The sequence below is a fragment of the Streptomyces sp. iso_384 genome, assembly GCF_056172905.1.
In genome coordinates this window covers 189,255-202,796 of the sequence record NZ_JBWBTT010000001.1, presented here as the reverse complement: position 1 = coordinate 202,796, position 13,542 = coordinate 189,255, and the positions used below count along the sequence as shown (strand labels likewise).

Below are 13,542 nucleotides of genomic sequence, written 5' to 3'. Positions count from 1 at the left end.
CGATCCGCCTCATCGGCCGCCCCTGCGATGCCGGTACTGGACGAGCCCGGCAGCCGGTGACGACCGGTCAGCAAGTAGGCCCCGCCGCATGCCACCAGTCCAGCCACCGAGGAGGTCACCGCTCACGCCTTCCTCTCGCCCGCTCGGTCCCTCAGCATCTGGCCGGCATCGATCCGCAGTTCTTGCCCCGCGCCCCCGACGCGCACGCGAGCGTGGCGACCCTCGTCGCCCCCGCAGGGCAACGGCACCGCCCACCTGCGGACGCCCGCATTACTCCCCCGCGAGGAGCAGCAGATACCAGAGGCCGTGGACTGCGGTCATCGCGGGGAAGAAGGCCCAGGACAGCTGTACGCGCCGCTTGATGTCCACACCATCAGGCGCGGGATCCGCGGGAGTCAGTCGGGGCTGCACCGCCCGTCGGAGCTTCTTCGCGGACTGGTAGCCGCTGAGCCTCCCGCTCAACGAGGAGCCGACCGCGGGGCTTTTGAGGATACGGCCGTCCTTGAGCTCCACGCCGAGCCCGTCCGTGGTGAGGATCCGATGGATGAGACCGAACGGCACCCAGATGTCCGTCAGCCTGTTGTGCATCAGCAGCCCGTCCTCGCCCAGGACCACCCGGCATCTGAGGTACAGCCAGGACGGATAGCCCAGTGCCAGGCTCCATGGGAGCCCGTGAAGCGACCGTTGCCAGAGTGGCAGCGTCTCACCAGCCGGCTGGACGGCCGCGAGGAAGAAACCCAGGACAACCGAGAAGGAGAGCAGCACCACCCACGCACCGAACTCGGAGCTGCGCAGGATAGACATGGACTCCGGCTTCGATCTCACAGGTCCCTCCGCCCCCCTCGGCGACTACAGCGTGCCTCCTGCATCACAGGTCGCACCAGACGGGCTTGAAGGTCGAGATGCCGCATCCCTCGACGCCGAACACCGAGGCCAGGCCGTATCCGAGGCCCTGCCCCAACCTGTCGATGCGCAGTGCGTGCCTGCCTGTTGGCCGGGCGTGCTGACCGTTGCCGGCGCTTCGGTATGTCGGCCTTGCGGTCGGGACTCCACGGCCGCCCACAACCTCATAGCCTCCGTGCGGCCTCAACACCGTATGCACAGACAATCACAGTACGTAAGTGAACGGACAAGCTCATGTCGATTACGTACGCGGCAAGTACCGAGGGCTGGCTTGACTCAGTCGAGGATCGTGAAGATCGCCGGCGCGGCAGCGTGATCAGGCGGCATGCTGTTCCGCAGGCCGATTTCGTTGTCGAAGTGTTCGACAATCTCGCCGTTTCCGCCCCGGCGAGAAGGTCCCTCGACCGTGCGGGGAGCACGGGCCAGCAACCCGCGGGGCCGCTGAGGCCGCCCGCTGCCGCATCTCACCCGGCCATGGAGCCGGAGGGCCAGGCGCGGACCGCCGAAGACGGTGAGAGGGCCGGGTACGCAGACGACAGCCACGAGGAAGCCGGTTCCCGCAGCGCCCTCTTGACGGCCGTCATCCTCGCTCCCTGCTGGCGCCCGTCCCAGTGGTTGCAGTTCCGGTTGCCTTCACCTTCGTGCAGGGCCGTTCAGATGCCTCGCGCCCACCCTTCGATTCAGATCAGGACGGTCCTGACTCTGGCGGGACCCCCGGGCGAACATCTGGAAAGCGTGGTGGGGGCGACCCCTCACGCGTTCGAATCTCGTATCCTCCGCCATCGCTCTCACCGGGCAATACGTCGAAGGCCCCGACCGGGAGACCGGTCGGGGCCTTCTGCGTTCCCTGGTCGCAAGTGCCGTGGAGGCAGCCCCGTCGGGGCTGTGGCGCGGCGGCTGCAACGGACGTGTCCGTGGGCCGACGTCGTATCGGGTCCGCAGACACGAAACGTCCTCGGCAGGTTCAGCGGCACAAGGCGGTGTCCACGGCGCGTTCGAGGCTTCTCCGGGCCGCCTCGTCGGTGAGCTGCGTGGTGACCGCGACGTTGGTGGCGCGGCCGTCGTCGGTTGCGCCGCCACGGGTCTCGTACCCCGGAAAGCTGCCGCCATGGCCCCAGGCCAGGCCGCCGCACGGCAGCGGCCTGCTGACGAGTCCCAGTCCGTAGCGGGCGCCCGGGCCGAAGGTCGCTTCGGCCGGGACGGTGGAGCGCATCTGGGCGAGCTGGGCCGCCGGGAGGAGGCGGCCGGCCAGGAGCGCGGTGAAGAAGCGGTTGAGATCGGAGTTGGTGGAGATCATCTGTCCTGCCGCCCAACCCCAGGAAGGGTCGATCTCCGTGATGTCGCGCAGCGGAGTCTCCGCCGATTCCTGGTAGTAGCCGTGGGGGTGAGGCTCTCGGATGCTCGCGTCACCGGGAGCGGGGAAGTAGGTGTGGCGCAGCCCGATGCGCTTGATGACGCGCCGGTCGATCTCCTCGGCGAGAGGACGGCCGGTGACCTTCTGGACGATCAGGCCGGCGAGCACGTAGTTGGTGTTGCTGTACTTCCAGCTCTTCCCGGGGTCGAATTCGGCGGGGTACCGGAGAGCTGTGGCGAGCAGTTCGCGGGGGTCGTAGTACCGGACGTCGTCCCCGAGGTGGTTGCTGTACTCGGGGAGTCCGCTGGTGTGCTGGAGAAGGTGGCGGACGGTGATGCGGTTCCCGTCGATGCCCTCCCCCCGTACGAGGCCGGGCAGGTAGGTGTCGACATCGGCGTCAAGGCTCACCCTCCGCTCCGCGACGAGCTGGAGGACGACGACCGCGACGAAGCTCTTGGTGTTGCTGCCGATCCTCACCTGACCGTCCCTGGGCACCTTCGAGCCGGTGGTCAGGTCGCCGACCCCTGCGGTGTAGGTGCGGGTGCGGCCGGCACGGCCCTTGACGCTCGCCAGCGCGGCGGGCGTCCCGTCATCGCGCACCAGCGTGTTCAGTGCTTGCTGGACGGCGTCCGGCCCGGCCGCCGAGGCAGCGGGCGGGGCCAGGACTCCCAGCGTCATGACCCCGATGGTCACCGCGGCCGCGGCGTGCGAAATCTGTCGCCGCGTGCCGCGCTGCCGGATCGTCGGGGGGAACACTCGCCGCGTCTGTCCACGCATCTCAGCTCCTGAGGAATCGTTGGTTCGTCGGTTCGGATCGCCGGTTGCGCGTTCAGCCGCACAGGGCCTTGTCCACGGCGTCGGTCACGTGCCCTGCGGCCGCCTCGTCCGTCGGGATGCTGGTGACCGCGACGTTGGCGGCGCGGCCGTCGTCGGTGACCCCGCCACGGGTCTCGTATCCCGCGATGTCACCACCGTGGCCCCAGTAGACGCCGCCGCACGACAGTGGCCTGCTGGTGAGTCCCAGCCCGTAGCGGAGGCCGGAGGTCCCGGCGGGGACGGTCTTGCGCATCTCGGTGAGCTGGGCCGCCGGAAGGAGGCGGCCGGCCAGGAGCGCGGTGAAGAAGCGGTTGAGATCGGAGTTGGTGGAGATCAACTGGCCGGCCGCCCAGCCTGCGGAGGGGTCCATCTCCGTGAAGTCGCGCAGCGGTCCGTCCGCCGGGCTGCGGTGGTAGCCACGCGGGTGCCGCTCTCGGATGGTCATGTCGCCGGGAGTGGGGAAGTACGTGTGGCGCAGCCCGATGCGCTTGATGACGCGCCGGTCGATCTCCTCGGCGAGGGGGCGGCCGGTGACCCTCTGGACGATCAGACCGGCCAGGACGTAGTTGGTGTTGCTGTACCCCCAGGTCTTCCCGGGTTCCGCGTCGGCCTTGTGCTCGAGGGCGAGGTCGAGCAGTTCGCGGGGCTCGAAGTACCGGTTCCTGATCCCGGCGTCGTCGAGGTGGATGCCGTACTCCGGGAGTCCGCTGGTGTGCTGGAGGAGGTGGCGGACGGTGATGCGGTTCCCGTCGATGCCCTCCCCGCGTACGAGGCCGGGCAGGTAGGTGTCGACATGGGCGTCGAGGTCGATCTTTCCCTCGCCGACGAGCTGCAGCACCACGACCGCCGTGAACGACTTGGTGTTGCTTCCGACCCTCACCTGACCGTCCCTGGGCACCTTCGAGCCGGTGGTCAGGTCGCCGACTCCTGCGGTGTAGGTGCGGGTGCGGCCGTTCCGGTCCTTGACGCTCGCCAGCGCGGCGGGCATCCCGTCATCGCGCACCAGCGTGTTCAGGGCCTGCTGGACGGCGTTCGGCCTGGCGGCGGCAGCAGAGTCGGCGGAACCGAAGGCGGCGGGCGGGGCGAGGACGCCCAGGGTCATGACGCCGACGGCCACCGCGGCCGCGGCCGACACGGCCCGGCGCCGTCGGCCGCCCTGGTGCCGGATCGAGAAACGAAGGCCCTGCCGTGTCTGAGCACGCATAAGTCACTCCCGGAAATTCGTGTGGTCGAGGCACGAATCCTGTCGCCCGGGGCCTTTCGACCGCATCGCGGGAAGGCGGGAGAAATCGCTCCCCCGATCGGGGGAGGCCGCCGCCGGGCTGCCCGACGATACTGGCGACCATGATCAGGGGAATTCGGCTGCTGCTGCGCGGCTCCACGTACTCAGGTGTGCTGTTCGCCTACTGCGGGGCGTTGGCGAGCCTTCCGCTGCTGCCTGTCGCCCTGCTTCCGGCGCTGTCGTGGCGTTCCGCCCCCGAGAGCGTGCAGGTCGCCGTGGTCCTGCTGGTCTGGGCGGCGCTGGTCGGCGTGGTCGGACTGGCGCGCCCTGTACGGCGAGCGCTGGTCGTGGCCGCCCGCCGACTGCTGCGGGTGCCGCTGCCGAATCCGGTGGCCGGCCGCCGCGCCGCCGGTTCGCTCGGCCTCGACCGCTGGCGGACCCCGCTCTGGCTGGTCCTGCACGTGGCCGTCGGGTGGGTGGGGGCGCTGGCGAGCGGGGTGCTGTTCATCATGGGCCTCTCCCTGCCGTCGAACTGGCTCGGCGGCGAGGTGCGGGCGAGCCTGTTCGGCACGTCGGTCCGGGTGTCGGGCGGGTGGAGCTGGGTGGTGGCCGCGCTGTGCGTCCTGCTGGCGGTCGCCGTCTGCGTACTGGTGACGAAGGCCCTTCGGTGGTCGGCGCCCCGGCTGCTGGGGCCGTCGGCGGCCGAACGGCTCGCGCTGGCCGCCGAGCGGGAACTGCTGCTGGCCGAACGCAACCGGATCGCCCACGAGTTGCACGACTCGATCGGGCACACGCTGACGGCGGCCACCATCCAGGCAGCGGTGGCCGGAGAGGTGCTCTCCGCCGACCCGGCCGCGGCGCGGGCCGCCATGCGCAGCATCGAGGAATCGACGCGGGCCGCGCTGGAGGACCTGGACTACGCGCTCGGAGTACTGCGCGAGGAAGAGCCGGGGACGGCGCCGACCCGGACCCTGGCCGACCTCCCCGAACTGCTGGAACGCCTGCGGCACGCGGGCGCGGTGGTGGAACCGGAGCTGTCGGGTGAACTGGCGCGGGTGCAGGGCACGCTCTCCCGAGCGGCGTACCGGATCCTCCAGGAGGGGCTGACGAACGCGTTGCGCCACGGGGCGGGCGGCCCGATCGAGGTCCGGGTGGCGGCCGGACCGGACGAGCTGGACCTCACGGTGGTCAACCGGACCGGGGCACGGACGGGGCCGGGCTCGGGAGCCTTCTCGACCTCCGGCCACGGTCTGCCCGGACTGGCCGAGCGCGTCCGGCTGCTGCACGGTGAGTTCCGGTCCGGCCCCGACGGGGCGGGGCACTGGCGGCTGGCCGTCCGGCTGCCGGTACGGGCGTCGGCGTGAGTGGATCCGACACGGGCGGAGGTATGTCCCGCACCGCGGAAGGCCCCGCCGTCACCCTCCTGATCGCGGACGACGACGAGGTGACCCGCAGCGGCCTGGGCATGCTGCTCGCCGCACAGCCGGGGATCACGGTGGTCGGCGAGGCCGCCGACGGCGTCGAGGCGGTCGACCGGGCCCGGAGCCTACGGCCGGACGTGGTCCTGATGGACGTCCGGATGCCGCGTCTCAACGGGATCGACGCCACCCGCCGGCTGCTGGCCGAAGCGGCCGACCCGCCGAGGATCGTGGTGATCACCACCTTCGAGAACGACGGCTACGTCACCGCCGCCCTCAGCGCGGGCGCCAGCGGCTTCGTCCTCAAGCGACTGCCGGTCCGCCAGATCGCCGAGGCGGTACGGGTGGTGGCGGCGGGCGAAGCGGTCCTCTTCCCGGCCGCCCTGAGCCGCATGGTCGCCGCCCGCCCGCTGGGCTCCGCAGAGGCCCTGCCGCAAGCTGCCCTGACCGGCCGGGAGGAGGAGGTACTGCGCCTGATGGCCACGGGGCTCTCCAATCCGGAGATCGCGGAGTCCCTCACGGTGAGCCTGGAGACGATCAAGACCCACGTCGGAAACGTGCTGACCAAGCTCGGCGCGCAGAACCGGACCCACGCGGTGGTGATCGCCTACGAGTCCGGCCTGGTGGTCCCGCGCTTCGCCGGCTGACCGGCAGTCGCTGCTTTCACGGCCGCCCGCAGTTGACGCCGCACCCGCCCATGGCCTCCTTGAACGGGTGCGGCTGCCGGCCCTCCGCGCCGAGGATGACCCAGCGCGGCAGGGCGCGGGCCGCGGTCGAGTACGCGTACCCCGGGCAGGGGCGGAGCCGGTCGCGCAGGCGGGCCGCGCGTGCCGGCGTGCGCTCCTGGGCGTCGAGGGAATCCTGCGGGCGCGCGGGGCTTGAGCCGCCGTACCCCGGGCATCGCGTTCTCCGGCCGCGTTCCTACGCGATCGGACACATCGTGACCGGGCGGCGAACGATCGGACGACCGGCGCGGGAGCGCTGTGACCCGGCGACGTACGAAACGAGCCGGTCCATGGCTCGCCCCTCCTGGCCGAAAAACGTGTGGTTGCGGCGTCCGGAAGAGCCGCCACGCTGTGGCCGCGCCGAGGATTCCGGGGACCGCGCGGTGCTTCCGCAGGGGTTTCGGTGGTCCTCCGGGCTCTGTGTATGACATGAGTTTTCGGACAACCCTGCGCCAGTCGGGGGACAGGAGACAACCCGAGCCACCCCGCGCCGCCTCTCACAGGCCGGACACAGCGTCGCCACAGGTGAGTTGGGGCCGTGCTGATCGTCCACGTTCCATCACGCACTCGGAAGTACGAGGAATGATGACCAGATCACAGCAGGGCCGCACACACCGCCTGACCCGCCCGTCGATCGCCATCGCCGCGGCCGTCGCCGTGACGGCGGGCGTCGTCGCCGCCGCGCCCGACGCGAAGACGGCGGAGCCGACGCCGAAGCTCGGCCTCGTCGCCGCGTCCACCTCGGTGACGCTCGACTCGTGGAAGGAGGATCCCGGCGTCTATCTGGACCTCGGGACGTATCTCACCTCCGAGAACGGCGCTTTCGAGCTCAAGGTGACCCGTAAGTCCTACAAGGACCCGGTGGTCGCGAAGCAGATTCTCCGGAACGGGAAGAAGACCACGACCAAGGCGCTTCCCGCCGGACTGGTGAAGGACTTCTCCGGACTGCCGGGCTTCGCGAAGATCGCGATCACCGACGCGGCGGGCAAGACCGTGCTCAGCAAGACCGAGGCCTTCTGCCCGAACAACGCCTCCGGGCGGATCCGGCCGGACGCCCCCGCCAACTCGAAGTATCCGCAGAGCTGTCCGGTGAACCCCTTCACCCTCGGCTCGGTGTGGGGCGTCGAGAACGGCTGGGCCTCCAACACCTATGCCGGGTACTACTCCGACCCGGTCCAGCTGGCCGCCGGTAGCTACTCCGCCAAGATCTCGGTGACGAAGAAGTACCGCGACCTGTTCGGCATCGCCGACAAGCCGCAGACCGTCAAGGTCATCGTGCGCGAGCGCAGTTGGGAGGGCGAGGGCGGCGGCGAAGGCGTGGCCGCCGAGCCCCGCAGCGCGGCCTCGAAGTCCGGCGCCTCCGCGGCCTCCGCCTCCGGGCACGAGGGGCACGCCGGGCACACCGGGCACGAAGGGCACGGGCAGGCCGCCTCCGGGCACGAAGGGCACGGGCAGGCCGCCTCCGGGCACGAAGGGCACGGGCAGGCCGCCTCCGGGCACGAAGGGCACGGGCAGGCCGCCGCCGAGCCCGCCGCGCCCTCCGCCCACGCCGGGCACGGTGCTCCCGCCCGTACCGAGGCGCCCGCCACCCGGACGACCGGCGCCGGCGCCACGTTCAACGTCGGCCACGGCCCCTACCCGCCGGCTCCGCCCGCCCTGCCCTGGTCGCTGAAGAAGGAGTCGCTCCAGCGGCAGGCCTTCTCGGCCGCCAAGGTCGGCGACCGCGCCGGGCAGACCGACGGGTCGCGTCAGGCGCCCGGCGCGAAGCCCAACGCCAAGCGGCCCACCGGCAAGGCGACCGTGCCCGACGTGCCCAAGCCGGACCTGCGCTCGCTGCCCGCGTACGGCATCACCGTCAGCGACGGTTACGAGGACGTGCCCGGCAAGGACTACCTCGCCTTCAGCGCCAACGTGTGGAACGCGGGCCCGGCCAAGCTCGTCGTGGACGGCTTCCGTTCCCCGGGCAAGGAGCTGATGGACGCGTACCAGTACTTCTACGACGCGGACGGCAAGCAGGTCGGCTACACCCCGACCGGCACCATGGAGTGGGACCCGCGCCCCGGCCACGAGCACTGGCACTTCACGGACTTCGCCAGCTACCGGCTGCTGAAGGCCGACCGGAAGGAGACCGTGCGCAGCGGCAAGGAGGCGTTCTGCCTGGCCAACACCGATGCCGTCGACTACACGGTGAAGAACGCCAACTGGCACCCGGACAACACCGATCTGTCCACCGCGTGCGGCCAGGAGAACTCGATCTCCGTCCGCGAGGTGCTCGACGTGGGCTCCGGTGACACCTACACCCAGGACCTGCCCGGCCAGTCCTTCGACATCACGGACCTGCCGAACGGCACGTACTACATCCAGGTCCTCGCCAACCCGGAGAACCGGCTCAAGGAGACCAACCACAACAACAACAGCGCCCTGCGCAAGGTCGTCCTCGGCGGCAAGAAGGGCGCCCGCACGGTGAAGGTTCCGGCCCACCACCTGGTCGACGCCAACTGACTTTCACCGGACGGGCGTTGATCCGCGCATCGACGTACGTTCCGCCGGCCCCGGGAAGGCTGTTCGTCTGCCTCCCCGGGGCCGGTGGCATGTTCGGCCGAGGAGACGGCCCTCAGTCCAGCGCGTCGACCGCGGCCCGCACGGCTGCCCGCCGCGCCAGGAAGTCCGTGCTGTCCGCCCACTGGTCCACGCTCCCGGTCAGCGGCAGGGCCCGCAGTTCCGGGTCGGTGATCGTCCGGGTCAGCGCCCCGGCGAAGCGCTCGGCGTGCAGCACCTGGAACGGGCGGCTGTGGTACGGCCGCCGCCCGGGGTCCACCGGGTCCGCGAGGCCCGTGCGGTTCTGCAGCGCGGCCACGGCCCCGTACGCGTCGCAGAGGTGCCCCTCGCGCGCCGGGGGCCCGTCGCCGTGACGGCTGCTGTACGGCCAGGGATCGGGGCGGCGAAGGGTGTGCCGCGAGGAGTGTCAGTCCTCGCCCTCCAGGTTCCCCTCCGTCTCCAGGTACACCTGGCGCAGCGCGTCCAGCACCGCCGGGTCCGGCTTGGCCCACATGCCGCGCGACTCGGCCTCCAGGAGGCGTTCCGCGATGCCGTGCAGGGCCCAGGGGTTGGCCTCCTGGAGGAACTGCCGGTTCTCCGGGTCGAGTACGTACGTCTGGGTGAGCTTGTCGTACATCCAGTCGGCGACGACCCCGGTCGTGGCGTCGTACCCGAAGAGGTAGTCGACCGTGGCCGCCAGCTCGAACGCGCCCTTGTAGCCGTGGCGGCGCATCGCCTCGATCCACTTCGGGTTGACGACCCGGGCCCGGAAGACACGGGACGTCTCCTCGACCAGCGTCCGCGTGCGGACGGTCTCGGGGCGGGTGGAGTCGCCGATGTACGCCTCCGGGGCCGTGCCCTTGAGCGCACGCACGGTGGCGACCATGCCGCCGTGGTACTGGAAGTAGTCGTCGGAGTCCGCGATGTCGTGCTCGCGGGTGTCGGTGTTCTTCGCGGCGACCTCGATGCGCTGGTAGGCGCTCTCCATCTCCTCGCGGGCCGGGCGGCCGTCGAGCTCGCGGCCGTAGGCGTAACCGCCCCAGACCGTGTAGACCTCGGCGAGGTCGGCGTCGGTGCGCCAGTCACGGGAGTCGATGAGCTGGAGGAGGCCCGCGCCGTACGTACCGGGCCGGGAGCCGAAGATCCTGGTCGTGGCCCGGCGTTCGTCGCCGTGCTCGGCCAGGTCGGCCTGGGTGTGCGCCCGTACGTAGTTCCGCTCGGCCGGCTCGTCAAGCGAGGCGGCCAGCCGTACGGCGTCGTCGAGCAGCCCCACCGTGTGCGGGAACGCGTCACGGAAGAAGCCCGAGATGCGCAGCGTGACGTCGATACGGGGACGTCCCAACTCCTCGTACGGGATGGGCTCCAGGCCCGTCACCCGGCGCGAGGCGTCGTCCCAGACGGGCCGGATGCCGAGCAGGGCGAAGGCTTCGGCGATGTCGTCGCCCGCCGTGCGCATCGCACTGGTGCCCCAGAGGGAGAGGCCGACCGAGGTGGGCCAGTCGCCGTTGTCGGTGCGGTAGCGGGTCAACAAGGAGTCCGCCAGGGCCTGCCCGGTCTCCCAGGCCAGCTTGGAGGGGACGGCCTTCGGGTCCACGGAGTAGAAGTTGCGCCCCGTCGGCAGCACGTTGACCAGACCGCGCAGCGGCGAACCGGACGGACCGGCGGGCACGAACCCACCGTTCAACGCGTGGACGGCGTGCGTGAGTTCGTCGGTCGTGGCCGCCATGCGCGGCACGACCTCGGTGGCGGCGAAGGTGAGGATGTCCGCCACCGCGTCCGGCAGCCCGGCGGCCACGGTCGCCACCGCGGCCGGGTCCCAGTCGGCGTCGTCCATCGCCTGGACCAGTGCGCGGGCCTGTTCCTCGATCTCGTCGGCGGCGGTGCGGGTCGCGGCCGACTCGTCGAGGCCCAGCGCCTCGCGCAGCCCCGGCAGCGATGCCGTGCCGCCCCAGATCTGGCGGGCGCGCAGCACGGCGAGGACCAGGTTGACCCGGTCGTTCCCGGCGGGCGGGTTGCCCAGGACGTGCAGGCCGTCGCGGATCTGGACGTCCTTGATCTCGCAGAGCCAGCCGTCCAGATGCATGATGAAGTCGTCGAAGCCCTCGTCCTCCGGGCGGTCCGCCACCCCGAGGTCGTGGTCGAGCTTCGCGGCCTGGATCAGCGTCCAGATCTGCGCCCGGATCGCGGGCAGCTTCGCCGGGTCCATCGCGGCGATCTGGGCGTGCTCGTCGAGGAGTTGCTCCAGGCGCGCGATGTCGCCGTAGCTGTCGGCGCGGGCCATCGGCGGCACCAGGTGGTCGATCAGCGTGGCATGGACGCGCCGCTTGGCCTGGGTGCCCTCGCCCGGGTCGTTCACGAGGAACGGGTAGACGAGCGGCAGATCACCGAGGGCGGCGTCCGGGCCGCAGGCGGCCGACAGACCGGCGTTCTTGCCCGGCAGCCACTCCAGGTTCCCGTGCTTGCCGAGGTGGACCATCGCGTCCGCGCCGAAGCCGTTGTCGTCGGCGGAGGCGGCGATCCAGCGGTAGGCGGCCAAGTAGTGGTGCGAGGGCGGCAGATCGGGGTCGTGGTAGATCGCGATCGGGTTCTCGCCGAAGCCGCGCGGCGGCTGGATGAGGATGAGGAGGTTGCCGCGCCGCAGGGCCGCGAGGACGATGTCACCCTCCGGGTTGGCGGAGCGGTCCACGAACATCTCGCCGGGCGCCGGCCCCCAGTGCTCCTCCACCGCGCTGCGCAGCTCCTCGGGGAGCGTGGCGAACCAGCGGCGGTAGTCGGCGGCCGGAATCCGGACCGGGTTCTTCGCCAACTGCTCCTCGGTCAGCCACTCCTGGTCGTGGCCGCCCGCCTCGATCAGCGCGTAGATCAGCTCGTCGCCGTCGCCGGAGACCAGACCCGGGATGTCCTCCTCGGGCCCGAAGTCGTACCCCTCGGCGCGCAGCCGGCGCAGCAGCGCCACGGCGCTGGCGGGCGTGTCGAGACCGACCGCGTTGCCGATGCGGGAGTGCTTGGTCGGGTAGGCGGAGAGCACGAGCGCGATGCGCTTCTCCGCGTTGGGGATGGTGCGGAGCTTCGCGTGGCGTACCGCGATGCCGGCGACCCGGGCGGCGCGCTCGGCGTCGGGGACGTACGCCGGGAGGCCGTCCTCGTCGATCTCCTTGAAGGAGAAGGGAACGGTGATCAGGCGGCCGTCGAACTCCGGCACCGCGATCTGGGTGGCCGCGTCGAGCGGGGAGACGCCCTCGTCGTTCTCCTCCCAGGCGCTGCGCGGGCTGGTCAGGCAGAGCGCCTGGAGGATCGGCACGTCGAGCTGGGTCAGCGCGCCCGCGTCCCACGACTCGTCGTCACCGCCTGCCGAGGCCTCGGCAGGCTTGGTGCCGCCCGCCGCGAGAACCGTGGTCACGATGGCGTCGGCGGTGCGGAGCTCGTCGACGAGGTCGCTCTCCGGCGTACGGAGAGACGCGACGTACAGCGGGAGCGGCCGGGCCCCGGCATCCTCCACCGCCGTGCACAGCGCCTCCACGAACGCGGTGTTCCCGCTCATGTGGTGGGCGCGGTAGTAGAGGACGGCGACGGTCGGCGCACCCTCGGGCAGCTCACGGGCCGGGCGCTCCAGCGGGCCCCACGCGGGGGCCGGGGCGGGCGGCTCGAAGCCGTGGCCGGTCAGCAGCACGGTGTCGGAGAGGAACCGGCCCAGCTGCTCCAGGTTGGCGGGCCCGCCGTGCGCGAGGTAGGCGTGCGCCTCGGCGGCGATGCCGATCGGCACGGTGGACGCGGCCATCAGCTGGGCGTCCGGGGCCTGCTCACCGGTCAGCACGACGACCGGCCGCCCGGTGGCCAGCACGGCGTCGAGCCCTTCCTGCCACGCCCGTACGCCGCCGAGGAGGCGTACGACGACGAGGTCGACGCCGTCCAGCAGCTCCGGCAGTCCGTCGAGGTCGACGCGGGAGGGGTTGGCGTAGCGGTAGCTGACGGGCCCCTCGGAAGCGCGGGCGCTCAGGAGGTCGGTGTCGGACGTCGACAGGAGCAGGATCATGCTGCGTCAGGCCTTCCTCGGGGTGTCCACGCCCCGGGCGGTGTCGGAGGGGTCTCCCCGCGTCCGGCGCGAAACCGGGCGCTGCGCCCGGCTCGTGAACCGGGCGCTCGGGGAAGGGAGTTCCTGACTCGCCCGGCCGGTGGTGGCGGCCGTGCTCACAGTGGCGGGACCGCGCCGGAATCTCACCGGGCTTCCTCCCCTGTCGCCGTCTGGCGATGGCGGCCTGAACGGACCACCGCCTGCATCCTAAGCGGCGGAGGAGGGGCGGGGCAGAGGGCGGGGGTGCGGCGGTGATCACTGTTTACGGGCGGGGCCGTGTGCGGGGTGCCTGTCGGCGGGGCGGGCACGGTCCGGCGGGCCGGTGCGGTTCGGCCGTCGGCCGCTGTCCCGCAGGTCAGGGGGCTGGCCGCAGGCCGCTGTCCCGCAGCCAATGCTTCGACCGCAGGCCGCTGTCCCGCAGGCCAATGCTTCGACCGCAGGCCGCTGTCCCGCAGGTCACAGGAGCGACCCCGTCTCCCGGAGCGACCCGGTCG

General features: G+C 71.6%; 7 protein-coding genes, 1 pseudogene and 1 riboswitch. Of the genes and pseudogenes, 3 read left to right on the top strand and 5 right to left on the bottom strand.

The genetic code is table 11. From position 1 onward, the window contains the following. Positions 1-270 precede the first annotated feature (270 nt). From AC0VY3_RS00845 to AC0VY3_RS00835, 3 genes are all read right to left on the bottom strand, one after another. A complete protein-coding gene (locus AC0VY3_RS00845; protein ID WP_242736242.1) occupies positions 271-804 on the bottom strand; it encodes a hypothetical protein in 534 nt (177 codons plus the stop codon). A gap of 1,063 nt (positions 805-1,867) precedes the next feature. Further along, complete coding sequence (locus AC0VY3_RS00840; protein ID WP_475548674.1) at positions 1,868-3,034, bottom strand: serine hydrolase domain-containing protein; 1,167 nt, start codon at positions 3,032-3,034, stop codon at positions 1,868-1,870. 52 nt (positions 3,035-3,086) lie between these two features. Then, positions 3,087-4,277, bottom strand: coding sequence for a serine hydrolase domain-containing protein (locus tag AC0VY3_RS00835; protein ID WP_475548673.1), 1,191 nt, complete (start codon positions 4,275-4,277; stop codon positions 3,087-3,089). A gap of 140 nt (positions 4,278-4,417) precedes the next feature. Between AC0VY3_RS00835 and AC0VY3_RS00830 the strand changes: the two genes are divergently transcribed. The 3 genes from AC0VY3_RS00830 (at position 4,418) to AC0VY3_RS00820 (ending at position 8,940) form a co-directional block, all read left to right on the top strand. After that, positions 4,418-5,659: a sensor histidine kinase gene (locus AC0VY3_RS00830; RefSeq protein WP_475548672.1), complete on the top strand. Its 1,242-nt coding sequence runs from the start codon at positions 4,418-4,420 to the stop codon at positions 5,657-5,659. A gap of 23 nt (positions 5,660-5,682) precedes the next feature. Further along, positions 5,683-6,360, top strand: a complete 678-nt coding sequence (locus AC0VY3_RS00825) for a response regulator transcription factor (RefSeq protein WP_475548671.1) — start codon at positions 5,683-5,685, stop codon at positions 6,358-6,360. Positions 6,361-7,020: 660 nt separating this feature from the next. Continuing rightward, positions 7,021-8,940: a lysyl oxidase family protein gene (locus AC0VY3_RS00820; protein ID WP_475548670.1), complete on the top strand. Its 1,920-nt coding sequence runs from the start codon at positions 7,021-7,023 to the stop codon at positions 8,938-8,940. Positions 8,941-9,052: 112 nt separating this feature from the next. On the opposite strand, the pseudogene AC0VY3_RS00815 reads toward AC0VY3_RS00820, so the two are convergent. Together AC0VY3_RS00815 and cobN are read right to left on the bottom strand one after the other, a co-directional pair. Further along, positions 9,053-9,334: pseudogene (locus AC0VY3_RS00815) on the bottom strand (DUF4037 domain-containing protein); the annotation flags it as partial. A gap of 69 nt (positions 9,335-9,403) precedes the next feature. Further along, positions 9,404-13,009: a cobaltochelatase subunit CobN gene (gene cobN, locus AC0VY3_RS00810; protein WP_103513295.1), complete on the bottom strand. Its 3,606-nt coding sequence runs from the start codon at positions 13,007-13,009 to the stop codon at positions 9,404-9,406. Positions 13,010-13,126: 117 nt separating this feature from the next. Then, a riboswitch (cobalamin riboswitch) is annotated at positions 13,127-13,206 on the bottom strand. Positions 13,207-13,542 lie beyond the last annotated feature (336 nt).

Bases quoted from the DNA above. Each gene is read 5' to 3' on its own strand.
- AC0VY3_RS00830 (WP_475548672.1), top strand. From the start codon at position 4,418: ATGATCAGGGGAATTCGGCTGCTGCTGCGCGGCTCCACGTACTCAGGT.
- AC0VY3_RS00845 (WP_242736242.1), bottom strand. From the start codon at position 804: ATGTCTATCCTGCGCAGCTCCGAGTTCGGTGCGTGGGTGGTGCTGCTC.
- AC0VY3_RS00820 (WP_475548670.1), top strand. From the start codon at position 7,021: ATGATGACCAGATCACAGCAGGGCCGCACACACCGCCTGACCCGCCCG.
- AC0VY3_RS00825 (WP_475548671.1), top strand. From the start codon at position 5,683: ATGTCCCGCACCGCGGAAGGCCCCGCCGTCACCCTCCTGATCGCGGAC.
- AC0VY3_RS00835 (WP_475548673.1), bottom strand. From the start codon at position 4,277: ATGCGTGCTCAGACACGGCAGGGCCTTCGTTTCTCGATCCGGCACCAG.
- AC0VY3_RS00840 (WP_475548674.1), bottom strand. From the start codon at position 3,034: ATGCGTGGACAGACGCGGCGAGTGTTCCCCCCGACGATCCGGCAGCGC.
- cobN (WP_103513295.1), bottom strand. From the start codon at position 13,009: ATGATCCTGCTCCTGTCGACGTCCGACACCGACCTCCTGAGCGCCCGC.